Annotated in this window: 17 protein-coding genes; 12 read left to right on the top strand and 5 right to left on the bottom strand. The window is 53.1% G+C overall.

Annotation, left to right across the window (positions count from 1 at the left end):
- The first annotated feature begins 8 nt into the window (after window positions 1-8).
- The 6 genes from RAC65_RS14355 to RAC65_RS14330 all read left to right on the top strand — a co-directional run bounded on the left by RAC65_RS14355 (window position 9) and on the right by RAC65_RS14330 (window position 10,733).
- A complete protein-coding gene (locus tag RAC65_RS14355) occupies window positions 9-3,815 on the top strand; it encodes a cellulose synthase subunit BcsC-related outer membrane protein (RefSeq protein WP_375096819.1) in 3,807 nt (1,268 codons plus the stop codon).
- Window positions 3,815-4,261 (top strand): cellulose biosynthesis protein BcsD, encoded by a 447-nt coding sequence (bcsD, locus tag RAC65_RS14350; RefSeq protein ID WP_039339205.1) that lies wholly within the window; start codon window positions 3,815-3,817, stop codon window positions 4,259-4,261. The genes RAC65_RS14355 and bcsD overlap by 1 nt, the downstream gene beginning before the upstream one ends.
- 9 nt (window positions 4,262-4,270) lie before the next feature.
- The gene (locus RAC65_RS14345; RefSeq protein ID WP_033737323.1) at window positions 4,271-5,278 is read left to right on the top strand and encodes a glycosyl hydrolase family 8; all 1,008 of its coding nucleotides are present in this window, start codon (window positions 4,271-4,273) and stop codon (window positions 5,276-5,278) included.
- Between the two features lie 186 nt (window positions 5,279-5,464).
- Window positions 5,465-7,474, top strand: coding sequence for a biofilm formation regulator HmsP (hmsP, locus tag RAC65_RS14340; protein ID WP_375096818.1), 2,010 nt, complete (start codon window positions 5,465-5,467; stop codon window positions 7,472-7,474).
- A 215-nt stretch (window positions 7,475-7,689) separates the two neighbouring features.
- Entirely contained in the window at window positions 7,690-8,979 is a 1,290-nt protein-coding gene (locus RAC65_RS14335; RefSeq protein ID WP_172677667.1) for a dicarboxylate/amino acid:cation symporter, read from the top strand.
- Between the two features lie 245 nt (window positions 8,980-9,224).
- Window positions 9,225-10,733, top strand: a complete 1,509-nt coding sequence (locus RAC65_RS14330; RefSeq protein WP_033737328.1) for a pitrilysin family protein — start codon at window positions 9,225-9,227, stop codon at window positions 10,731-10,733.
- A gap of 4 nt (window positions 10,734-10,737) precedes the next feature.
- Here RAC65_RS14330 and RAC65_RS14325 read toward each other — a convergent pair whose 3' ends face one another.
- Together RAC65_RS14325 and RAC65_RS14320 are read right to left on the bottom strand one after the other, a co-directional pair.
- The gene (locus RAC65_RS14325; protein WP_006121422.1) at window positions 10,738-11,610 is read right to left on the bottom strand and encodes an alpha/beta hydrolase; all 873 of its coding nucleotides are present in this window, start codon (window positions 11,608-11,610) and stop codon (window positions 10,738-10,740) included.
- Window positions 11,611-12,510: 900 nt separating this feature from the next.
- Window positions 12,511-13,443, bottom strand: coding sequence for a sugar kinase (locus RAC65_RS14320; protein WP_058701520.1), 933 nt, complete (start codon window positions 13,441-13,443; stop codon window positions 12,511-12,513).
- 268 nt (window positions 13,444-13,711) lie between these two features.
- On the opposite strand from RAC65_RS14320, the gene pdeH reads away from it, so the two are divergent.
- Window positions 13,712-14,485: a cyclic-guanylate-specific phosphodiesterase gene (pdeH, locus tag RAC65_RS14315; protein ID WP_058701519.1), complete on the top strand. Its 774-nt coding sequence runs from the start codon at window positions 13,712-13,714 to the stop codon at window positions 14,483-14,485.
- Between the two features lie 63 nt (window positions 14,486-14,548).
- On the top strand, window positions 14,549-16,609 hold the full coding sequence (locus RAC65_RS14310) for an AsmA family protein (protein ID WP_375096817.1): 2,061 nt from the start codon (window positions 14,549-14,551) through the stop codon (window positions 16,607-16,609).
- Here RAC65_RS14310 and ppiC read toward each other — a convergent pair whose 3' ends face one another.
- Complete coding sequence (gene ppiC / locus RAC65_RS14305) at window positions 16,610-16,891, bottom strand: peptidylprolyl isomerase PpiC (RefSeq protein WP_039339212.1); 282 nt, start codon at window positions 16,889-16,891, stop codon at window positions 16,610-16,612.
- A gap of 141 nt (window positions 16,892-17,032) precedes the next feature.
- On the opposite strand from ppiC, the gene rep reads away from it, so the two are divergent.
- On the top strand, window positions 17,033-19,054 hold the full coding sequence (gene rep, locus RAC65_RS14300) for a DNA helicase Rep (RefSeq protein WP_033737343.1): 2,022 nt from the start codon (window positions 17,033-17,035) through the stop codon (window positions 19,052-19,054).
- Between the two features lie 28 nt (window positions 19,055-19,082).
- On the opposite strand, the gene gppA is transcribed toward rep, so the two are convergent.
- Window positions 19,083-20,567 carry a guanosine-5'-triphosphate,3'-diphosphate diphosphatase gene (gene gppA / locus RAC65_RS14295; RefSeq protein WP_058701516.1) on the bottom strand — a complete coding sequence of 495 codons (1,485 nt, stop codon included), beginning with the start codon at window positions 20,565-20,567 and terminating at the stop codon, window positions 19,083-19,085.
- 7 nt (window positions 20,568-20,574) lie between these two features.
- Window positions 20,575-21,867, bottom strand: a complete 1,293-nt coding sequence (gene rhlB, locus RAC65_RS14290) for an ATP-dependent RNA helicase RhlB (protein ID WP_375096816.1) — start codon at window positions 21,865-21,867, stop codon at window positions 20,575-20,577.
- Between the two features lie 117 nt (window positions 21,868-21,984).
- Between rhlB and trxA the strand changes: the two genes are divergently transcribed.
- The 3 genes from trxA (at window position 21,985) to wecA (ending at window position 25,282) form a co-directional block, all read left to right on the top strand.
- On the top strand, window positions 21,985-22,317 hold the full coding sequence (gene trxA, locus RAC65_RS14285; protein ID WP_006121430.1) for a thioredoxin TrxA: 333 nt from the start codon (window positions 21,985-21,987) through the stop codon (window positions 22,315-22,317).
- A gap of 341 nt (window positions 22,318-22,658) precedes the next feature.
- Entirely contained in the window at window positions 22,659-23,918 is a 1,260-nt protein-coding gene (rho, locus tag RAC65_RS14280) for a transcription termination factor Rho (protein WP_006121431.1), read from the top strand.
- Window positions 23,919-24,196: 278 nt separating this feature from the next.
- A complete protein-coding gene (gene wecA, locus RAC65_RS14275; protein ID WP_033737346.1) occupies window positions 24,197-25,282 on the top strand; it encodes a UDP-N-acetylglucosamine--undecaprenyl-phosphate N-acetylglucosaminephosphotransferase in 1,086 nt (361 codons plus the stop codon).
- The last annotated feature ends 14 nt before the right edge of the window (window positions 25,283-25,296 follow it).

The following is a 25,296-nucleotide window of genomic DNA, read 5'->3' as shown; positions in this document are numbered from 1 at the left end:
CCATAATAATGAATAAAAACCAAATCAGTGCCGGGATCTGTCGCGCGTTAGTGCTGGGCGGGACAATCGCCTTATCTCTGCCGCTTCAGGCAGCGGAGAGCAGCAATCCTGCGCTGCAGGCGTTATTTGATCAGGCAACCTACTGGCATCAAAAAGCGCACGATGATCTGGCGAAGGCGTCCCTGCAGAAAGTGTTAATGGTGGAGCCTGATAACACCCAGGCACTTTACCTGCTGGCGCTCTATTCTCAGCAAAGTGGCGATAATGCGGGCGCGATGCAGTATCGCGCGCGTCTCAGCCAGGTTTCGCCCAACGATCCGCACCTGGCTGAACTGGATAACGCTCGCCAGCTGCAAAGCATTCCTCAGGCACAGCTCTCCCTGGCTCGCCAGCAGGCGCGGAGTGGCAATATCGCGGCGGCCTTGCAAACCTGGCGCAATACCTTTAGCGGCAATGAGCCGCCCCCCAGCGTTGCTGCGGAATATTACCTGACCATGGCGGGTGACCGTGCCCTGCTGCCGCAGGCGATTGAAGCATTGCGCCAGTTTTCGGCTCAGCATCCGCAGGATATGGGGGCCAGACTGGCGCTGGGAAAAGCACTGACATATCAGGATTCAACCCGACGTGAAGGGATTGAGCTGCTCAGTACACTGGCCAGCGGCAATCAGGATGCCGATCGCTCTCTTCGCCAGGCACTTTTATGGCTGGGGCCCCAGGCTTCAGATGCGCCGCTTTACCAAACCTGGCAGCAGCGTCATCCCCAGGATACTGCGGTGATGGACTATTACCGTAAAAATGTCGGCGGCGCGGAGAAGGGGGCAGGTTTTAGCGCGCTGAACAGCGGTGATGTGAACAGCGCAGAAACCAGTTTTGGCAAAGTGCTGCAGGCGAACCCCCAGGATGCGGATGCGCTGGCTGGCATGGGTTATGTGGCTCAACGAGAAGGCCGTTATCAGGAGGCGGCGGACTACTTGCAGCGCGCGGCACAACTGGGCGGCGATCAGAGCGCCGATCGGCAGAAGCAGGCTGCTGATGCGCGTTTTTATGCCCAGTTAGCCAACGCCCAACAGGCATTTAAAAACGGTGACAGTGCGCAGGCACTGGCACTCAGCGCCCCCCTTACTCAGGCGGAAGGCGAAAAAGGCGTGGCAGCAGGCTTATTCCGCGCTGATGTGTTACGTCGAAGCAATCAACCTGAGCAGGCTGAGCAGGCTTATCGCACGATCTTAAAAAACGATCCGGATAACCGCAATGCGCGCGAAGGGCTGTTCTATGTGTTACGCCAGCAGAATCGCACTGCGGAGGCCAATACATTACTGGCTTCGCTGCCAGAAAGCGTCAGACAAAGTGTGGCGCCGCGTGGCAGCAGCGTCGATCCTGTTCGCCAGTTGGCGAAGCGGCAGGTAGCAGCGGGCAACATCAGTGCGGCTATCGCCACCTTGCAGCAGGGCATTCAGCGCTATCCGCAGGATGGCTGGTTACGCCTTGATTTGGCGCGACTTTATCGGCAGCAAGGTGATTCAATCCAGGCGGCGAGCGTGATGCAGCCAGTGATGCGCGACGGCGCCAGCACGGCTGAGCTTTATGCCGGTGCGTTAAACGCCAGCGAAAGTGGTGCCTGGCAGCAGGCAAGCGCATTGCTGTCCCGTATTCCCGCCAGTGCACAAACGCGTGATATGCGAGAACTGGCACAGCGGGTAAATTTTAATCTGCAAATGGCCACGGCCGATCAGTATCTGGCTCAAGGATCTGATGCGGCAGCGGCGAATACGTTAAAAGCCCTTGCCGTCAACCCGCCGGATAATCCGGTTGATGCGGGAAATCTGGCACAGAAACTGGCAAAAGCCGGCGATCTTGCCGGTGCCGTAGCGGTCGTGCGTGGCAATATGCAACGGGGTGTTCAGGGCAATGCCGGTGACTATGCTGCACAGGTGGCCGTGCTGAACCAGGCCGGACTTGAGAGTGAAGCACAACGTTTTCTGAGCACGCCTGCGCTGCAGGCACGCAGTACGCCTAAGCAACTGGCCGACTTGCGTGAAGGCTATTTGATTAACGAGGTGGATCGTCTGCGTCAGCAGAAACAGTACGCCGCCGCGTACGATAAGTTAATTGGCGCGCTGCAGCGCGATCCACAAAACCGCGATTTAATGTTTGCCATGGCCCGTCTCTATCAGGACGGCAAAATGAATAAAGACGCGGGCGTCGTCTATGACTACTTAATGACGCAGGATACGCCGTCGCAGGACGCGCGCGTTGGCGCGATCAATGTTGCCCTGGCGCAAAACGATGTGCAGCGTGCCAATGAACTGGCCCGTGGCCTGACGCCCGACCCGACGCCGCAACGTCAGTTGCTCCTCGCGCAGGTGGCAGAAGCCAATGGCGACCATAGCCAGGCCATGCGTTATCTGCGAACGGCGCGGGGACAAATTATCGGTCTGCAAGGTGCGCAGCCCGGCACCACGCCAACCATCGGCGGACTGGCACTCGCCGACAACCCATTTGTGAACCGCAGCACCTCGCCTGTTGGGCGCACGCCGTCGACGTATGGCACGGTATTACCCTGGCAGGTTGCGCCGGCCTCATCAGGCACATCGCCGGATGCCACCGTGGCCAGTACGACGAATGTTCCCTCTCAGCAGGCTCAGACGTTACATGATATTGATGCCATGATGGAAACCCTCCAGGAAAAAACGGGCACCTGGGCACAGGGCACGGTACAGGTACGCGGACGTGACGGTGAGTCGGGCCTGAGTCAGCTGACGGAAGCGAAAGCTCCACTCACTTTCTCAACTGTGCCGTTCGGCGACGCACGGTTCGACTTTACCATGACGCCAGTGTCACTGACGGCGGGCAGCGCTGCGGGCGATGCATGGCGGCGTTTCGGCACCAACGCGCTGGAACAAGGCAAAGTGGTGGCGGCCAATGGCGCAAAAGTGGACGATGTGCCGACGGCCTCGACCAATTCGCAAACGGCCTCTGGGGTTGAGCTAAGCCTGGCGCTTAAGGGCGACAGCTACAAAGTGGATTTAGGCAGTACGCCGCTGGGCCAGGACCTGAATACGCTGGTCGGTGGTGTGCAGTGGTCGCCCAAAATCACGGACTTCCTGACGCTTATCCTGACCGGGGAACGGCGTGCGATTACTGACAGTCTGCTGTCCTATGTCGGGACTGAAGATAAATCCAGCGGCAAGCGTTGGGGGAACGTCACCAAAAACGGCGGTAATGCCTTACTGAGCTACGATAATGGCGACGCCGGCATGTATGTCGGGGCTGGCGCTTACAGCTATGTAGGTGAAAACGTAGCCAGTAACAACAACCTGCAAGCCAATGCGGGCGTCTATGTTCGTCCATTCCATGCTGACGATCGTGAACTTAAAGTCGGTATGAGTTTATCGTGGATGGATTTCTCAAAAAATCTCAGCTACTTCAGCTACGGACAGGGTGGCTATTTTAGCCCGCAGGATTATGCGTCCATCTCCTTCCCGATCGACTTCACGCGCACCTTCGATGACCTGAAGGTGAATATTGGCGGCGCGTTGGGTTACCAGAGTTACAGCCAGGATAAGAGTGCGTACTTCCCGAACGATCCGTCCCGTCAGGCACAGCTGGAAGCGCTGGCCGCCAACGGGCATGTCAAAAGCGCCTTCTACGAGGGCAACAGTAAAAACGGTGTAGGTTACAACCTGCATGCAGGTGCCGATTATAAAATCGATAAAGATGTCACGATTGGCGGGCAACTGGGTTATGACACCTTTGGTGATTATAACGAAAGCAGCGCGCAGCTCTATTTCCGCTACCTGTTCGGAGACAACTAATGAGTGAAGCTTTGAGTGGGCCGAGCCACCCACATCAGCCTGGCTGGTTTGATCTGGTCAGCGTTCTGGTCGAAGGCATGATTGCCAACGCGGGCCAGGAGCAGGCCACGGCTTTTTTATATAACATGGGTGAATCACTTGCGGCACGTTATGCGTTGCCCGCAGCCCGTACCGTGCAGGATCTGGAGCGTGAATGTAACCTGCAACTGGCCCGCTTCAACTGGGGGTTTGTTCAGTTACAGCCGCAGGATAGTGCCATTTTAATTAAGCACCACGCTGCACCCGCAGGCGACAGTTATCAGCCTGCCGCCGACTGGCAGACGGCATTTGCTGCCATTCTCGCAGGGCTTTTCTCCGGCTGGCTTCAGGGACAGGGCGGCAGTAAAGCCGTACCGGTGACGCTGGAGCTTAATGACGGCAATACGTTGCATTTCCGATATCAATAAGGTGCTCTGATGAGACTTAAGTCAGTGTGGTCAGGAATTCTGGTCTGTTTTATGGTGATGTTTTTTAGTGCTCAGGCGATGGCCAACGGGTGGGATACCTACAAAAGCCGCTTCCTGCAGTCAGACGGGCGCATTATTGATACGGGAAATAATAATGTCAGCCATACCGAAGGGCAGGGTTACGGCATGTTGCTGGCGGTCGCCTACGATGACCGCGCGGCTTTTGACCGGCTCTGGAAATGGACGCGCACCACGTTGCGAAATCCGCAAAACGATCTGTTCTACTGGCGCTATATTCCCGGAGCACAGGACCCGGTAGCGGATAAAAACAATGCTTCTGATGGCGATGTGTTAATTGCCTGGGCGTTACAGCGTGCGGCGCAAAAGTGGAACGTCGCAGATTACCAACAGGAATCAGACCGCATTCAGCGTGCCATTGTAAAACTGGATGTGGCGAATTTCGGCGGTTACACCGTGTTGATGCCCGGTGCGCAGGGTTTCAACAAAAACAGCTATGTGGTGCTGAACCCGTCTTATTTTCTGTTTGTTGCCTGGCAGGAGTTTGGCCAGCGCAGCCATCTACAGGTATGGAATAAGCTGATTGACGGTGGAATGGCCTTGCTGGGCAAAATGCATTTCGGCAACAGCGACCTGCCGCTGGACTGGGTAGCGCTGAATGCGGATGGTTCCGTTGCGCCAGCAGTGGGCTATTCAAACCGATTCAGTTATGACGCGATTCGCGTCCCGCTCAACATCTGGTGGTACGATCCGCAAAGCCTGGCGCTGGGCCCCTTTCAGCGCCTCTGGCAAGGTTATAGTCGCACGAATACGCCAGCCTGGTTTGATGTTCTGGCCAATACGGCGGCCCCTTATAATATGGACGGCGGCTTACTGGCGGTACGGGATTTGGTGTTGAACCAAACCGGCTACCTGAGCGACAAGCTGTCGCCCGGGCAGAACTACTTTTCTGCCAGCCTCCAGTTGCTGACCTGGACAGCCTGGCAGGAGAAGCACTAAGCGCCTGATGCCCGCTCTGCGGCATGCTGTTCCGGCATGCCGCTTTTCTTATGGTCACTGACGTGACCGCAATTCCGATTCGTCTGCTTCCGCCCCCTTAAGCCACAAATACATCTTGCGATAGGATATACTTGACGCGCTTTTCTTTTCTGATGTCTACGCTCGTCACGAGCCGGGAGTGAATTTTTGCGCGTAAGCCGATCGCTGACGATAAAACAGATGGCGACAGTCTCGCTGATTGCGACAGTGACCATCAGCATTTTTATCGTTATCCAACTGTTTCATTTTGTGCAACAGCGCAGAATCGACTACGCCCAGCAGATGGAGAATATCGCGCATACCGTGCGTCAGCCGCTGTCTGAAGCGGTGCTGAAAGCGGACATCCCTCAGGCTGAACGCATTCTTAATTCGTTAAAACCCGCCGGGATTTTGTCGCGTGCTGATGTGGTGCTGCCGAATGCGTTCCAGGCGCTGCATGCGAACTTCGAAAACGAAAAACCCGTTCCCAGACTGATCGCCAGGATCTTTGAACTGCCGGTGCAAATCACCTTACCGCTCTACTCTGTTGAGCATACCGGTTTACCGAAGCCGCTGGCTTATCTGGTACTGCAGGCGAATTCATTTCGTGTTTACCAGTTTATTCTGAGCACGTTCTCCACGATGATCATCACCTATTTGCTGCTGGCACTCATCCTGGCCGTTTCAATTAGCTGGTGTATAAACCGGTTGGTGGTGCATCCGCTGCGCCGTATCTCCCGTGAAATACAGGAACTGCCACCGCAGGCGATTCTGACCCACAAACTGTCTGTGCCAGCCGATCACCGTGACGATGAAATCGGTATGTTGATTCGCAGCTATAACCGCAACCAGCAGGTGCTTGAGTCCATTCATGATCAGATGAGTCGGTTAACAACGCATTTCGACGTCACCGATCTGCCGAATCGGGCGCTGTTTTTAGCTTTACTGGAACAGTTTATCCGCGCTCGTCGCCATGCTTTTAGTGTGATGGTGATACGCATCGAAACCCTGCAGGAAGCGAATGGTGTACTCAGTGATGAACAGCGCGATACGTTGATGCTGACGCTGGCCGAGAAAATTCGCAGCACCATTGATGATCAGACATTGCTGGCACAGACTGCTACCAGTGATTTTGTCTTACTGATGAAATCAGCCAGCAACCCCTTTCGCGCGATGCGACTGGCCCGCAATCTGATGATTCGCCTTAATCAGCCTGTCACGCTGCATCAGCTACAACTGCGACCCAATGCCAGTATCGGTCTGGCGTTAAGCGAAGAAGACGAAACGACGGGGGCTAATGAGATGCTGGATCGTGCGACCTCCGCAATGATGTCAGCCCGTCGTCAGGGCAAAAATCAGATCCTGTTTTTTGATGCCGCCCTCACCGAACGGGCGCAAAAGCGCTTAACTCAGGAACACGATATCTTACAGGGCTTGCACGACGAGCAGTTTGCCCTCTATTTGCAACCCCAGATTGATATGCGCACCGGCAGGCTGGCGGGTGCGGAGGCACTACTGCGTATGCGTCAGGCGGACGGCCGGTACGGATTACCCGAAGAGTTCATCGCCAGCGCGGAAGAAATCGGGGTGATTTCAGCGATTGGCCGCTGGGTATTTGAAGAAGCATGCCGCATTCTGGCTGGCTGGCAGCGCCATGGGGTGAGGGTCCCGCTGAGTATCAATATTTCTGCCGTTCAGTTACGCGATGTCAGCATTGTGAATCATCTGCAATCCTTGCTGGCGCGCCATTCAATTGCGCCAGGCACATTAGTGCTGGAGATTACCGAAACCGCGCAAATGGGCGATGCTGAGCAGGCTATTTCCCTGCTGCGGATGTTGCAAAAAACCGGCGTTGCCGTTGCACTGGATGACTTTGGGATGGGCTATTCCAATCTTAACTACCTGCATCAGTTTAAAGCCTTACCGGTTAACAAACTGAAAATGGATCGCAGCTTTGTTGCCGCGTTGCCTGAGGACGACACGATGGTGCGTATCGTGGCGGCCATTGCTGACATTATTGACCTGGATGTCATTGCTGAAGGGGTAGAAACCAGTGAACAGCGTGACTGGCTGCTGGCCCGCGGTATCACGATTGGTCAGGGCTATCTTTATTCTGAAGCCGTGCCGCTGGCGCAATTTACTCATCAATGGCTGGATAATGCCCTGGAGGAGGAGTAACGCCCTGATTCCTTGATTTTGCGAGAAATTTAGTTACAAAACCCCTTGCTGAAGCGTTTCAGTTCAGAATTACGCGCCTATCATTTCCCCTGACTTTGCAGCCCTGTATTAATCACGTAAACAGAGTGTTATTTTCTGTCCACTGCCTGACCTGCCAGCCCTGTCAGACAGTCACAATAAAAAATCCGACAACATTACCTCTCGTTAGTGGATACCTGTTTATGAAACTATTTAAAAGCCTTTATTTCCAGGTTCTGGTCGCCATCGCCATCGGCGTGCTTCTGGGCCATTTCTATCCTGATTTAGGGACGCAGATGAAGCCGCTAGGGGATGGCTTTGTTAAACTGATCAAGATGATCATCGCCCCCGTGATTTTCTGCACAGTCGTTACCGGTATTGCCGGAATGGAAAGCATGAAAGCCGTGGGTCGCACCGGTGCGGTTGCGCTGCTTTACTTTGAAATCGTCAGTACCCTTGCGCTGATTATCGGCCTGATCGTCGTTAACGTTGTGCAACCTGGCGCGGGAATGAACGTTGATCCTGCGACGCTGGATGCCAAAGCGGTTGCCATCTATGCGCAACAGGCTGAGCAGCAAGGCATTGTGGCCTTTTTACTGGATGTGATTCCGGGTAGCGTGATTGGCGCCTTCGCCAGTGGCAATATCCTGCAGGTATTACTGTTTGCCGTGCTGTTTGGCTTCGCATTGCATCGTCTGGGCAACACGGGCACATTGATTTTCAATGTGATCGAGAGCTTCTCAAAGGTCATTTTCGGCATTATCAATATGATTATGCGCCTGGCGCCTATCGGGGCCTTTGGTGCCATGGCCTTTACCATTGGTAAATATGGCGTAGGTTCACTGGTGCAGCTTGGCCAGCTCATTATCTGTTTCTATATTACCTGTGTGCTGTTTGTCGTCGTTGTGCTGGGGCTGATTGCCCGCCTCTTCGGTGGCTTTAGCATCTTCAAATTCATTGCCTACATTAAAGAAGAACTGCTGATTGTTCTGGGAACGTCCTCATCCGAATCGGCGCTGCCGCGTATGCTGGATAAGATGGAGCGGCTGGGTTGTAAGAAATCCGTGGTGGGACTGGTCATTCCCACAGGTTACTCCTTTAACCTGGACGGTACCTCTATCTACCTGACGATGGCGGCCGTTTTCATTGCTCAGGCAACAAATGCGCATATGGATATCTTCCATCAGGTTACCCTGCTGGTGGTATTACTGCTCTCTTCTAAAGGGGCGGCGGGCGTTACAGGCAGCGGCTTTATAGTTCTGGCTGCAACACTGTCGGCAGTGGGACATTTACCCGTTGCCGGCCTGGCGCTGATTTTGGGTATCGACCGCTTTATGTCAGAAGCCCGTGCGCTGACGAACCTGGTAGGTAATGGCGTAGCAACCGTTGTGGTCGCGAAATGGGTTGATCAACTGGATAAAAAACAGTTGGGTGAGACATTAGCGGGCAAAAATGGCGCAAAAGACCCGTCTGAATCCACGATTTAATCCTTGAATGTGATTTAATCCTCTCAAATGCCCGCTGTCACTTGCCCTGACAGCGGGCATTTGGATAATAACCCCACTTGTTTTTTTTCAACGTTTTTCACTTCGTTGCGTGACATCCCGGTCTTCCTGTGGTCAAACCTGTTGTTAATGATCGGCAGCGCGAATCGGCAATGACCGGTTCGCTTATAAACGCGGCTAAACGTGCCAGTGATAACGATTTTTGAATTGTTTGAGTAGGGGTTCACATGCAGGGCACCAGAATTCGGCTTTTGGTTGGTGGACTAGTGCTGGCAGCGACCAGTTACGGTGCATCCGCTGAAACGCTGCAACCTGATCCAGCCTGGCAACAGGGAAAACTGGACAACGGATTTAGCTGGCAACTGTTGGCAACACCGCAACGGCCAAGCGACCGCATTGAATTGCGTATGGTGGTTAACACAGGCTCACTGGTAGAAAGTGCGCAGCAAACCGGTTTTAGCCACCTTTTGTCACGTCTGGCGCTGGTTCATAACACCGCACTGGATACAAATCAGCAGCGTGCTTTATGGCAGCAGGGCATCGATCCACAGCGCCCGTTACCGCCCGTCATCACATCGTATGATTACACGCAGTATAACTTAAGCTTACCCAATAACCGTCCAGACCTGTTAAAGGAAGCCCTGAACTGGCTGGCCGCGACGGCTGGCGATATGGCGATCACTAATCAGGTGGTGGACACCGCGTTATCTGCTTCCGATCCGGTTAAAACCTGGCCAACGGATACGCAGGATGTCTGGTGGCGCTACAGACTGAAAGGGTCCGCGCTATTAGCGCACGATCCGGCAGAGAAACCGCGCGCGCCGGTGGATATCGCACAGCTAAAAAGCTTTTATCAGCAGTGGTACACGCCGGATGCCATCACTCTGTATGTGGTCGGCAATGTCGACAGCCGTAGTTTTTCTGAGCAGATCAATAAAGCGTTCTCCTCGCTGGAAGGCAAGCGCAGTTCGGCTGCGCCGGTGCCGACCTTGTCCCCGTTACCGCATGATCCAGTGAATCTGGTAAGCGGCAGTGGCGCGCAGGACCGCCTTTCTCTGGTGTGGGATACACCCTGGCAGCCTATCCGCGATTCACAAAACCTCCAGCGTTACTGGCGGGGCGACCTGGCGCGTGAGGCGCTGTTCTGGCACGTTCAACGTGCGTTGAGCAACAGCAAAGCGCAGGGCGTTCAGGTTGGCTTTGATTGCCGGGTGCTTTATCAACGCGCCCAGTGTTCCATTAATATGGACACGCGCAACGACAGCCTGGAACAGAATATGAATCTGGTGGCACGTGAGCTGGCCGCCGTACGCGATAACGGTTTGCCTCAGGAAGAGTTTGACGCGCTGATGGCTCAGAAGCTGCTGGAACTGAATAAGCTGTTTACCACCTATGCCCGCACTGATACGGACGTGCTGATCAGTCAGCGCCTGCGCTCGCAACGTAATTCTGTGGTGGATATCGCGCCGGAACAGTATCAAAAGTTGCGGCAGGATTTCCTGGCAGGTCTGACACGTGATCAGATGAATCAGGAATTACGGCAGCAGCTCAGTCAGGAACTCATGATGGTGCTGATTCAGCCGGAAGGCGAAACAGAAACCAATGTGAAAAGCCTTAAAGCTGACTGGGACAAACTGATGGGGGAACCTGCTCCGTCGGCAGCGCAGTCAGGCGGCACTGACGTCAGCCAGCCGGAGAGCAGCCCCGCAGGTGACGCTGCCCCACCGGCCTCCTGATTGATCAGGTTTTTGCCCTGAGCCATTCGGTCACCAGCATCGGCCAACTGGCAAGGGGCAAATCCGCTACGCCACGAATGCCGAAGCCGTGCCCGCCTTTCTGATAAAAATGCACTTCCACGGGGACGTTATGTTCCCGTAACGCGCTAAAAAATACCATGCTGTTATTCACTGGCACGTCATCATCATCGGCGGCATGAATCAGCAACGTAGGCGGCACCTGACTGTGAACCCGGGTCTCGAGTGAATAGGCATCAATAGTTTTTTGATCGGGCCAGGCACCTAATAAGCGTGTGCGTGATCCTTCATGGGCCAGACCATCGCGCATACTGATGACCGGATAAACCAGAACCATTGCATCCGGCCGAGGCGACAGGTTTTCTGCACTGTCCTGAACGGGATAAAGTTTTTCGCCGAAACGCGTACCCAGGCTCGCGGTGACGTGGCCGCCAGCAGAAAAGCCCATCATCACAATATATTTTCCGTTTAGCCCGCGCTGTGCCCGTTCACGTAGTACGCGCACGGCGCGCTGTGCGTCGGCCAGCGGTGCATCTGGTCCTTCGTGATGTCCATCATAGGGCAGGCGATAAGTCATTACCGCCAGGGTATAACCCATCGAAGTAAAGAACGTTGCCAGCGCACTGCCTTCACGATCAATCATGATGCGCTGGTAGCCGCCCCCTGGCGCAACCAGCAAGGTGATGCCATTGGATTCAACAGGATGCCAGATAGCCATTTCCGGGCAGCGTACACCGGTTGCTACGCGGTCGTAGGGTTCATACTCTTTTGCGGTATCCACAATCTGGGGCTGAGCACGAGAATCGCTGGCGCCTGGCGCATCACCATTTGGCCAGATATTAATAATTTCTGTATTCATAGCAGTGTCCTGATGCGAGAGATGTTGTCGTTGTTTTGTTCGCGGCCGTGAGAACAGCATCCTGCTGTCGCTGTTTAAAAGATGGCCTGTTTTAATGTAATCGTCCAACCTAAAAGCGGTTTATACATGAGATTCGGACTATGCCTGGCGTTGAAGCTGCCTGGCTAACTTAATAATTTAAAAGGAATAAAATCGCATTAAGATTAGAAACTGTTAACAGATGAGGGCCAGAGGCGACGGCGTTAAAACGGCTGAGCTGACTTAAGCTAAATGAACGGTTTTTCATGTTGCCCTGGCGGAAATAGCAGGAATTTATTCCCCAGTGATGTTTCAGGAAACATAATGTCTGGATGCCGGACGGTACGATGCCATTGCGGCTCAATATATCGTCCCGCTTCATGGGGTCTCATTAATCGTCAGCGTATCCTGACCGTCAACTTTCCAGAAGGCGGTCCAGGTGACGTTTCAGTAACAGCCCTCCGGATCACGGAACTGTCCCCTTGATTTACCTTCGTGAACAGTTTTGGCGGCTTTACTACGGTGTCCCACGGTTTTCTGCCAGCGCTGTTAGCGCATCGACGTCATTCTGCGCCTTTGCGTTGATGGCAAAAGCCATGCCTTTGAAGCTGCCTTCAGCGAGCGCAGACGGTACCGTATCGTTGAATATCCTTTGCCTGCGGATAACGTCTGGGCTTCGTACCGCGGTTTTTGAAAAACAGGATGGGGGGATTTGGCTCAATAATCTGCGTCTTACACCCACTCGCTTTGTAAAAGCCTGACGCTTTTTCCCTGTCGCGTATACCAGACAGACCAGATTAATGTGCTTCGTATCCACCCCCGTTTTCCTTCAGGCACAGACATGCTGCCTGTACCGGTGTCCCCGTGATGAGCGACTGGCAATCATTCCGGCATTGCCGAACGCGGAATGATCGCACCGCGGTACTGAATCACTGTGCTGGCGGTGAGATGACCGCGCCGTGCCGCTTCTTCTGTCGTCGCGCCGACAAGTCGCCTGGCCAGGTAGCCCGCACTGAATGAATCGCCGGCGGCCGTGGTATCGACAATCTTTTCTTTTGGCAGTGCGACGGAAGGCACCTCGGCCAATGGCTGGTCTTCAAACGCAATCAGGCACGATTCTGCCCCGCGTTTGATGACGACTTCCTTTACGCCCGCATCACGTGCGCGGGCAATGACGTCCTCAACAGACTGTTCGCCCCATAACTGGTGCTCGTCATCCAGCGTCAGGAACGCCATATCCGTGTTTTCGAGCATTGTCTGGTAAGCCTGGCGAGTAGTGACCTTATCTTTCCACAAGCGCGGGCGGTAATTATTATCAAATATCACTTTCCCCCCGTTTGCCCGACAGTCTGCGAGCAGTTGCATGAGCCGGGCGCGACTGTCGTCAGGCAGGATAGCCAGGCTGATTCCGCTCAGATAAAGATAGTCGTAATGTTTAAGCTGTTGGCAAATGTCGTCGGCACCCGGGCCATCAAGCCAGTAACGGGCTGCCGCATCACTGCGCCAGTACCAAAAGGAGCGTTCGCCCTGATCGTCGGTTTGGATCATGTACAAACCCGGCATTTTGTTTTCAAGGCGCTGGATCAGTGCAGTATTGACGTTTTCCGCCTGCCAGCGAGTCATCATCTCTGCGCTAAAGGGATCAATGCCCAGTGCGGTGACATAATCAACCCGTACATCCTGTTGACTGACCTGCCGGGCCAGATAAACCGCAGTATTCAGCGTGTCACCGCCAAAGCCGCGTTTGAGGTTCTCACCCTTCTCGGACAACTCAATCATGCACTCACCAATAATAGCGATCTTTATCTGCGTCATGGTTTCAGGCCTGTAGTAAAAGTTCGCTTCAGTCTCGCGTTTGTAAGGCCTGTCGTCAACTTTTTAAAACAGTGTTTTAATTTAATTTAGGGCGCTAAAACATGATAATTAACCCGATAACGCGCCCTGTTTCGGCGATTGTCGTGTCAAAACTCGCGTAGACTCGTGGCTCCTATGTGGCCAGATTTTCACTATGTATCGAAATACAAACGATAATTGCCGCTAAGCCGCCCAAATGAAGGCGCTTACTATCAACCAGGAAAAGACCATGGTTATGGAGAATATTAGTCAATGGCTACCTTCTTCAGTTGACATCACTCCCCAGCAGAAAAAGCGCCTCTTCTGGCGACAGTGTCAACGCCAGTATACCTTTCAGCCTATCTACAAAGTCTCTGGGCGGCTGTTGGCGATTGAGTTGCTGACGGCGGTCATGCATCCGTCTGAACCTGAAAAAAAACTCTCCCCGGAAGCGTATTTTGCTGAGCTGGAGGTAGCAGAGCGCCTTGACGTTGTGCAGGAGCAGTTAACGTTGCTTAGCCAGTGGGAAGCTTTCTTTGCCGATAATGAGGTCATGGCATCAGTCAATATTGACGGCCCCTCTCTGTCATTAATACAACATCATCTGCCGATTCGCAGCCTTATCACCCGATTGCCCTGGGTGCGCTTTGAACTGACCGAGCACCACGTTTTGCCTCAGGAAGAGATGGTGGCGCAAATGCCGGAGTTGGGGCCGCTCTGGCTGGATGATTTCGGCTCAGGGATGGCAAATTTTTCTGCCCTGACGGAGCTGAAATACGACTACATCAAGTTGTCGCGCGAATTGTTTATTTTGTTGTGTGCCTCGGGGGAAGGGCGAACACTCTTTCCTATGCTGTTGTCGCTGATTAACCGCTACTGTAACGGCGTTATTGTTGAAGGCGTGGAAACGCAGGATGAATGGGAGCAGGTAAAAGCCTCTCCGGCCATTGCGGCGCAGGGATATTTTTTCTCACGCCCCGCCCCTTTTTCGGAACTGGCGTACCTGCCTGTCCAGCTTGATTGATCCCTTCCGGCTCGCTCTCGACTATCTTTAACGGAGACCGTGAAAGAGCAGGGAGGATGCCTAATGTCACGCGCTGGAAAAATAGTCAGTTGGATAGCGGGAATTTTAGTCCTGGTGATCGTCGTCGTGGTCATTGTCATTGCCACATTCGACTGGAATCGCCTGAAGCCGACCATCAACAAAAAAGTCTCAGCAGAACTGAACCGACCTTTTGCCATTCGTGGTGATTTGGGTATCGCGTGGCAACGACAACGCGACGAACCGGGATGGCGCAGTTTTATCCCCTGGCCGCATCTGCACGCCGAAGACATCATGCTGGGCAATCCGCCTGATATTCCCGATGTCACTATGATTCATCTCCAGCGCGTCGATGCAACGCTTGCGCCGCTGGCACTGCTGCACAAACAAGTCTTTATCCCCTGGATAAAGCTACAGCAGCCGGATGCCCGGTTGATTCAAACCGCCGACAAGAAAAACAACTGGACGTTTACGCTCGCTGAGAGTGACAGCAAAGACGACAATGCGCCGCCTTCCGCCTGGTCATTTCGGCTGGACAATATTCTGTTCGATCAGGGAACCCTGCTTTATCGCGATGCGGTTAACAAGGCTGATGTCACTGTAAAACTCAATTCGCTTGGCAAACCTGTGCCTTTCGCGCAAATCGCGGGTGGAGACGACAGCCAAAAAGGGGCGGGCGACTTTGTTTTCGGCTGGCAGGCCGAAGGGCGCTACGACAATGAAAAACTCACGGGCCAGGGTAAGCTCGGCGGCATGTTATCACTGCGAAGCCAGACGACACCGTTCCCGGTGCAGGCGGATGTCCGTAACGGTACTACACGGGTACAGCTTTCTGGCGGTGTGCAGGATCCGTTAAATCTGGGCGGACTGGATGTGCGTTTGCGTTTTTCTGGCGACACGCTGGCGAATCTGTATGGCCTGACGGGCGTGTTATTACCGGATACGCCGCCCTATGAAACAGATGGTCGCCTTATTGCTAAATTCACTGGTAAAGACGGGTTTGTTTTCCGCTATCAGGCATTCAATGGGCACATTGGCGATAGCGATATTCATGGCTCCCTGACCTACAGCCAGGGCAAACCTCGCCCTAAACTGGTAGGGGAACTGCGATCTGACCAATTGCGTATGGCAGATTTGGGGCCGCTTATTGGCGTTGACTCCGGCAAAGGCAGTGAGAAAACGCAACAGGCTAAGGCAAAGCGCGGCGAAAAATCGACACAGCCTGCCGATCGTGTTTTGCCTCATGATCAATTCGATACGAAAAACTGGTCGGTGATGGATGCTGACGTGAAGTTCAGTGGCAAACGTATCGAACACAGTAATTCCTTGCCGTTAAGCGATCTTTACACGCATTTGCAGCTTGATAACGGTAATCTACTGCTCGATCCGCTGCGTTTTGGCATGGCCGGGGGCAATCTGAACAGCACTATTCGTTTAGAAGGCGATCGCTCTCCCATGCGAGGCCGCGCGGATATTCATGCGCGCAAACTTCGCCTGCGCCAGTTGTTTCCCAATGTACAGGCAATGCAAAACAGTCTGGGACAGCTTAACGGTGATGCCAGCTTGACGGGCACGGGCAATTCTGTGGCTGACCTGCTCGCAACCAGTAACGGCCAACTCAAGCTGTTAATGAACGACGGACTGATTAGCCGCAATCTGATGGAGATTGCCGGATTAAATGTCGGTAACTATCTGGTTGGTAAGCTGTTCGGTGATGATGAGGTGCGCATCAACTGTGCGGCAACGGATCTGAAATTGCAAAACGGTCTGGCCACGCCAAACCTGTTTGTGTTCGATACGGAAAATGCGGTCATCAACGTGACGGGAAATGCGAATTTCGCCACTGAACGTCTGGACCTGTCTGTGAATCCAGAGAGTAAAGGCATTCGTATCGTGACCCTGCGCTCACCGCTTTACGTCCGTGGTACGTTTAAAAATCCGGATGCCGGTGTGAAGACCGGGCCACTACTGGCGCGTGGTGCGGCAGCCGTTGCCCTGGGTGCCGTGGTAGCACCGGCGGCGGCCTTACTGGCACTGATTTCCCCCAGCGATAATGATGAAAATCAGTGCAGCCGGGTATTGCAGCAGATGAAAAGCAAAAAATAATCAGTTGCGATAGAGCACTTTGATGATGTGGTAACCAAACGCGGTTTTCACCGGCCCAAAGGGTTGTAACAGTGGGCAGGTGAAGGCCGCTTTATCAAATGCAGCTACCATCTTTCCCCGCCGGAATTCACCCAGATCGCCGCCGTTTCGGCCTGAAGGGCAGATGGAGTGTTTTTTAGCAAGCTGCTGGAAATTCTCCCCTTTTTTCAACTTCTCCAGCAAGACTCTCGCCTCTGCCTCCTGTTTCACCAGAATATGTAAAGCCGCGGCAGTTTTCGCCATGATGGTGTCTCTGTTGTGTATAATTGCCCTCCATTATAAACCCGTCTTTTCAAATCGCAGAGACGTTAACGGCACCGCGTTCATGCCGTTGGCACGCGTGTGAGGCGAAGCGGGTATCTTATTCCAACAGAGCGATTCCCTATGCGTTTAAACTCCAGCCAACAACGTGCCGTCGAATTTGTCACCGGTCCCTGTCTGGTGCTGGCGGGGGCTGGCTCGGGTAAAACCCGCGTTATCACCAATAAGATCGCACATCTGATTCGGGAGTGCGGTTACCAGGCGCGCCACATTGCGGCCGTGACGTTCACGAATAAAGCCTCACGTGAAATGAAAGAGCGCGTCGCGCAAACGCTGGGGCGTAAGGAGGCGCGCGGCCTGATGATCTCGACATTCCATACCCTGGGACTGGAGATTATTAAGCGCGAATATGCGGCGCTGGGAATGAAGTCTAACTTTTCCCTGTTCGACGACCAGGATCAACTGGCCCTGCTTAAAGACCTGACCAGCCAGTGGCTGGAAGAGGACAAGACCTTACTGCAGCAGTTGATTTCCACCCTTTCCAACTGGAAAAATGATTTGGTTGATCCGCCCAAGGCGGCGGCATTAGCCCGTTCGGAGCGCGATAACGTTTTCGCGCACTGCTATGCCCTGTATGATCAGCACCTTAAAGCCTGTAATGTGCTGGATTTTGACGACCTGATCTTGTTGCCGACCCTTCTGCTACAGCGTAATCAGGAAGTGCGCGAGCGCTGGCAGCAACGTATTCGCTATCTGCTGGTCGATGAATATCAGGATACCAATACCAGCCAGTACGAACTGGTTAAATTGCTGGTGGGTGCCAGAGCGCGTTTTACTGTCGTTGGCGATGACGATCAGTCGATTTATTCCTGGCGCGGAGCGCGTCCGCAAAATCTGGTCCTGCTGAATGAGGATTTCCCGACGCTGGAAGTGGTGAAGCTTGAGCAGAATTACCGATCTTCACAGCGTATCCTTAAAGCTGCCAATATCCTGATTGCCAACAATCCGCACGTGTTCGAGAAGCGCCTGTTTTCTGAACTGGGTATCGGTAGTGAACTGAAAGTGCTGAGCGCAAACAGTGAAGAACACGAAGCCGAGCGGGTAACGGGTGAACTGATTGCTCATCACTTTATCAATAAAACGCAGTATAAAGATTACGCCATTCTGTACCGGGGGAATCACCAGTCCCGGGTATTCGAAAAATTCTTGATGCAGAACCGTATCCCTTACCGGATTTCAGGTGGCACCTCCTTTTTCTCACGGCCAGAAATAAAAGATCTGTTAGCGTATTTACGCGTACTCACTAACCCCGACGATGACAGCGCCTTTTTACGGATTGTGAATACTCCCCGGCGTGAAATTGGCCCGGCGACGCTGCAAAAACTGGGTGAATGGGCCACTATCCGCAGTAAAAGTCTTTTTAACGCCAGCTTCGATGTGGGACTGGGGCAGACCCTGACCGGCCGCGGTCTTGAGCATCTGCAGCGCTTCACTCACTGGCTCAATGAGATTATCCAGCTCAGTGAGCGGGAACCCGTTAACGCTGTCCGTGATTTGATTCGCGGCATCGATTATGAAAGCTGGCTGTTTGAAACCTCCGGTAGCCCTAAAGCCGCTGAAATGCGCATGAAAAACGTCAATACGCTGTTTCAATGGATGACGGAAATGCTGGAAGGGAGCGATCTGGATGAGCCGATGACGCTGGCCCAGGTCGTCACGCGGTTTACGTTGCGCGACATGATGGAGCGCGGCGAAAGTGACGACGAGTCAGATCAGGTGCAGCTGATGACGTTGCATGCGTCTAAAGGGCTGGAATTCCCCTATGTTTTCCTGGTTGGCATGGAAGAAGGATTGCTCCCGCATCAGAGCAGTATTGATGAAAATAACGTTGAAGAAGAGCGCCGTCTGGCCTATGTCGGTATCACCCGTGCGCAGAAAGAGCTGACGTTCACCTTATGCCGTGAGCGCCGTCAGTACGGTGAACTGGTTCGCCCCGAGCCCAGCCGCTTTTTGCTGGAGCTGCCGCAGGATGATGTGGTGTGGGAAACCGAGCGTAAGGTGGTCAGTGCTGAAGAGCGAATGAAAACCGGCCAGAGTCGGGTGGCCGGATTACGGGCGATGCTGGAAAAGGCGAAAAAGGGTTAATGCGCCGATCGGGCGTAACCGCAAGTACTCAGGTCAGCGATAACTGCCAGTGTACATAGGACTGGTAATGACTTTCCTGTTCAAGCAGTTCCGCCCGAAGCGGATGTACATCCAGCCAGCCCGCCGGCAATGTGACATTCAGCGCTTCATCATCGGCCTGCATACGTACGGCAGGCAGGGTGTCATCGCGACGGCGACTGGAAAAGATAATCGACAGGCGCAGCAGGCGACACAGGCGCTCAGCCAGACGCGGCGGTACGGCATTTTGTTGGGTCAGTAACGCAAGATCGATGCTGCCGCTTTGGTTTTGCAGTAAGCAGGCGATCAGCTTTTTTTGCGCGGGCGTAAAACCCGGCAGATCAAGATGGCGAACCAGGTAGGCAGCATGCTGAGGTGCCTGACGGAAATCGACGCTCAGCCCGATTTCGTGGATAGCACAGGCGCTCAGGAGTAATTCCCGACAGCGCTGATCCAGTTTCCAGACCACGCTGACCTGGCGAAAGAAACTTTCAGCCAGCTGACGTACCCGATCGGCCTGGCACACATCGATGTTGAACCTGCGCTGAACATTTTGCAGCGTACGGCTGCGAATATCACGATCAACAGGTAAGTGCAGCATTCCGTACACCAGCCCTTCGCGCAGTGCACCACCGGCCAGCGTCATGCTGTCGATATTGAGTTCCTGAAAAATGGCGATCAGGATTGAGAGCCCACTGGGGAACACAAGCGCACGTTCCAGCGTCAGTCCTTCGATTTCAAGCTCTTCCAGCTTGCCACATTGAATAGCGCGCTGCTTTAACTGCTGGAGTTTGCTCAGGGTGATGCGCTCATCCATGCCCTGCGCCACCATGATTTCCTGTAACGCCTGCACGGTGCCGGATGCACCGACGCAAACCTGCCAGCTCTGTTTGCGCAGTTCTGCCGAAATGGGCTGCAGCATGGCTTTGGCGGCCTGTTCTGCCTGGTCAAAATTTTCCTGCGCCAGGTGACGATCGCCAAAGAAGCGTTCCAGCCAGGTGACACAGCCCATCTGCAAACTAAACAGCACGCTGGCATGGGAGCCGTCACCGGTGGCTAACTCGGTACTGCCGCCGCCGATATCGACAACCAGACGTTGATCGGAGCCGCCGGTGGTGTGCGCCACGCCTTGATAAATCAGACGGGCTTCTTCTTCACCGCTAATCACATTGACGGCGCAGCCCAGAATCTGTTGAGCCTTATCCAGAAAGACCTGTGCATTTACTGCAATACGCAGCGTAGCCGTCGCCACCACCCGAATCTGGTCAGGCGGAATATCCTGAAGTTGTTCCGAGAAAAGCCGCAAACATTGCCAGCCCCGCGCCATCGCTTCAGCTGACAAATGATTGGCGCTGTCCAGGCCAGCAGCCAGGCGCACCTTGCGTTTGATTTTGGCGATAGTCTGAATACTGCCAGACACTTCGCTGACTACCAGCATGTGGAAGCTGTTAGATCCTAAATCAATCGCAGCATAGAGTGTCGATGCGCTTAGCATGGTGAACTTAACCCGAACGTTTACGGTTGTTATGACGTGGAGCACCGCGACGACTGGCGTTATTTCCGCCACGACGCTGACCGTTGCCTGTACGATTACGCGTCAGACGTTTCGGCGGCGGGAGTTCACTTAACAGCGCATCGCTGTTGTATTTGCTCACCGGAATACTGTGACCAATGTACTCTTCAATACCCGGCAGATTTAACGCGTACTCTTCGCATGCCAGGCTGATTGAGTGGCCGCTTGCCCCTGCGCGTCCTGTACGGCCAATGCGATGAACGTAGTCCTCGCGGTCATCAGGCAGATCGTAGTTAAAGACATGTGTCACTGCGGGAATATGCAGGCCACGTGCCGCAACATCGGTCGCCACCAGGATATCGATGTCACCTTTGGTAAAGTCATCCAGAATGCGTAAACGCTTCTTCTGAGCCACATCGCCGGTCAGCAAGCCGACACGGTGACCGTCCGCAGCCAGATGGCCCCAGATATCTTCACAGCGATGTTTCGTATTGGCGAAAATAATCGCGCGATCGGGCCATTCTTCTTCCACCAGCGTTTGCAGCAAACGCATTTTCTCTTCGTTGGAAGGATAGAAAAGCTCTTCTTTAATGCGGTGGCCCGTTTTTTGTTCCGGCTCGACTTCAACGTATTTGGCGCTGTTCATGTGCTCAAAGGCCAGTTCACGCACGCGATAAGAGAGCGTGGCCGAAAACAGCATGCTCAGGCGTTGAGTTGCGGGTGGCATGCGGCGGAACAACCAGCGAATATCTTTAATAAAGCCGAGATCGAACATGCGATCGGCTTCGTCCAGCACCATGACCTGTATGGCGCTGAGGTTGACGTGATTCTGCTTCGCATAATCAATTAAGCGACCCGTGGTGCCGACCAGAATATCGACACCGTTTTCCAGAACTTTTAACTGCTTGTCATAGCCGTCGCCACCGTAAGCCAGGCCTAGTTTCAGGCCGGTCGATGCCGCCAGCGGTTCTGCATCCGCATGAATTTGCACGGCAAGTTCACGCGTAGGTGCCAGAATTAACGCGCGTGGTTGGTTAACCTGGCGTCCCTCTGGTGCAGGGTGAGAAAGAAGATGATGAAACGTTGACGTTAAAAACGCCATCGTTTTGCCGGTACCGGTTTGCGCCTGACCTGCGACATCACGCCCTGAAAGCGTAAATGGCAGTGCTAACGCCTGAATAGGCGTGCAGTTATGAAACCCTTTTTTATCAAGGGCTTCCACTACCTGTGGGTGCAGGGCGAAGTCGGAAAACTTCTGTTCAGTTAAGTGTGTTTTGCTCATAGTGTGGTAGAATATCAGCTTACTATCGCTTTACGAAAGCGTATCCGATGAAATAAAGTCAACCAACATTGGTTTATATTACGCCAATTCGCCAGGCATAATCTTGTGGAGTAAAACATGAGCAGCGATAAAATCGTTCATCTGACCGATGACAGTTTCGACACCGACGTGCTGAAAGCCGACGGCGTTATACTGGTAGATTTCTGGGCTGAATGGTGTGGTCCTTGTAAAATGATCGCCCCAATCCTTGATGAAGTTGCAGAAGAGTATGATGGCAAGCTGACCATCGCTAAGCTGAATATTGACGATAACCCAGGTACCGCACCGAAATACGGCATTCGTGGCATCCCGACGCTGCTGCTGTTTAAAAACGGTGAAGTCGCTGCAACGAAAGTGGGCGCATTGTCCAAAGGTCAATTAAAAGAGTTCCTGAACGCCAACCTGGCGTAAGCGGGCTGAACGTTCGGCAGTGGTTAAATTTTTTCCTCCTGCTGGACGTTCGCTTTTAAGCGTGCTAACTTATTTTCACTGCACTATGATCATACCTTGTAGTTAGCATTCAAAGTTTTCCCTTGTTAAACCCTGTCGCACTGTACCTACCAGCGGTTTAGCAATCTAACGACTAGCTCTACTCTGACTTAAATCGACCGACTCCTCGCTTCCAGTCATCATTCAAGACAACGATCGTTGAGAAGAGTTGAAAAGTCATTAACAGAACAGGCATGGATTAACTGCCATACCATTCACGACAAACATTTCGAGTATTACCCCGAGTTTAAGAACCCATCACTATGAATCTTACCGAATTAAAAAATACGCCGGTTTCTGAGCTGATTACCCTCGGCGAGAATATGGGGCTGGAAAACCAGGCTCGTATGCGCAAGCAGGACATTATTTTCTCAATCCTGAAGCAGCACGCGAAAAGCGGCGAGGACATCTTCGGTGATGGTGTGCTGGAGATATTGCAGGATGGATTTGGATTCCTCCGCTCTGGAGACAGCTCCTACCTCGCCGGTCCTGATGACATCTACGTTTCTCCCAGCCAAATTCGCCGCTTTAACCTCCGCACTGGTGACACCATCGCCGGCAAAATTCGCCCACCAAAAGAAGGTGAACGCTATTTTGCGCTGCTGAAAGTTAATGAAGTCAACTACGACAAGCCTGAAAACTCGCGCAACAAAATTCTGTTTGAAAACCTTACGCCGCTGCACGCTAACAGCCGTCTGCGTATGGAGCGCGGTAATGGATCAACCGAAGACTTAACGGCGCGCGTACTGGACCTGGCGTCGCCCATTGGCCGCGGTCAGCGTGGCCTGATTGTTGCTCCGCCAAAAGCCGGTAAAACCATGCTGCTGCAGAACATCGCACAGAGCATTGCCTATAACCATCCTGACTGCGTGCTGATGGTGTTGCTGATCGATGAGCGTCCGGAAGAAGTGACAGAGATGCAACGCCTGGTCAAAGGCGAAGTGATTGCCTCAACCTTCGATGAGCCGGCTTCGCGTCACGTTCAGGTCGCAGAGATGGTGATCGAAAAAGCTAAGCGCCTGGTTGAGCATAAAAAAGACGTCATCATTCTTCTCGACTCCATTACGCGTCTGGCCCGTGCCTATAACACCGTGGTGCCGGCCTCCGGTAAAGTGCTGACAGGTGGTGTGGATGCTAACGCCCTGCATCGTCCTAAGCGTTTCTTTGGTGCGGCGCGTAACGTGGAAGAGGGCGGCAGCCTGACCATTATCGCGACTGCGCTGGTGGATACCGGTTCGAAAATGGACGAAGTGATTTACGAAGAGTTTAAAGGCACCGGTAACATGGAGCTTCATCTCTCACGTAAGATTGCGGAAAAACGCGTCTTCCCGGCCATTGATTACAACCGTTCCGGTACACGTAAAGAAGAGCTGTTAACCTCTCAGGAAGAACTGCAGAAAATGTGGATCCTGCGTAAAATTATTCACCCAATGGGCGAAATCGACGCGATGGAGTTCCTGATCAACAAGTTGGCCATGACCAAAACCAACGATGAATTCTTCGACATGATGAAGCGCTCTTGATCCTTTTAAGCGCCATCTGAGCAGGATGGCGTTTTTTACTTTAAAAGATCGTAAAATAGCTCTGACGCCACGTTCTGACGTGGCGTTTTTCATTTACGGGCTATAGGATTGTGGTCTGGCAGACGTAATAATAATGACGGTGAAAGTGGTGGACGGTTGACCGTTCGTACACCGCTTAATGCCGAATTCGGAATCTGGGACGGTAATATGCGCCTTCTTTCGCGTATTGTGTGTATCCAGGATGATAGCTGAGAGCGTTTAACGTGAATTTACTCACTATGAGTACTGAGCTTGGTTTAGTTTTTGTCTTTTCCCTGGCGTTTCTTTTCCTTGCTCGTAAAGCAGCCGAGAAAATTGGACTGGTTGACAAGCCCAATATGCGTAAGCGCCACCAGGGGGTAGTACCGCTGGTGGGGGGCATATCCGTTTATGCAGGTATCTGTTTCGCCTTTTACATTACTAATTATTACCTGCCGCACGCCATGCTTTACCTGGCCTGCGCGGGCGTACTGGTATTTGTCGGGGCGCTGGATGACAGGTTCGACATCAGCGTAAAAATTCGCGCGACAGTACAAGGTATTGTGGCTGTAGTGATGATGTTTTTTGGCAAGCTCTATTTGCTGAGCCTCGGATTTATCATAGGCCCGGTTGAATTGATTGTCGGGCCGTTTGGTTACGTCCTCACTCTTTTTGCTGTCTGGGCAGCAATTAATGCTTTCAATATGGTCGATGGCATCGATGGCCTTTTAGGGGGGCTTTCCATTGTGACCTTTGCGGCAATGGGAATTATTCTCTACCTTGATGGCCAACACAGCCTCGCAATGTGGTGCTTCGCGATGATCGCCGCCACATTACCCTATGTTTTTCTTAATCTCGGTTTTCTGGGCCGGCGCTACAAAGTCTTTATGGGGGATGCGGGCAGCACTATGATTGGTTTCACCATCATATGGATTTTGCTCGAAACGACTCAGGGCCTGAGTCATCCTATTACACCTGTTACGGCATTGTGGCTAATCGCCATTCCTTTAATGGATATGGTAGCCATCATGTATCGTCGTTTAAGCAAGGGAATGAGCCCCTTTTCTGCCGATCGTCAGCATATTCACCATTTAATTATGCGGGCCGGTTTTACTTCCCGTCAGGCTTTCGTCCTGATTACTTCCGCTGCGGCACTTCTTGCAGGTATTGGCGTACTGGGAGAATACCTTGCCTTTATACCTGAATGGGTGATGTTAATTCTGTTTCTGATTGCCTTCATGGGTTACGGCTATTGTTTGAAGCACGCATGGCGCGTGGCAAGAAAAATCAGACGCTTTAAACGCCGCCTGAATAATTTTAGAAATGCCAGGAAAAATGAACCCTGATGAGTCTTAAAAAG

The sequence above is a fragment of the Pantoea sp. BS_8 genome, assembly GCF_041954965.1.
Classification (GTDB): Bacteria; Pseudomonadota; Gammaproteobacteria; order Enterobacterales; family Enterobacteriaceae; genus Pantoea; species Pantoea stewartii.
Note: the sequence above shows the minus strand (reverse complement) of the source record. Positions and strands in the feature narration are given on the sequence as shown.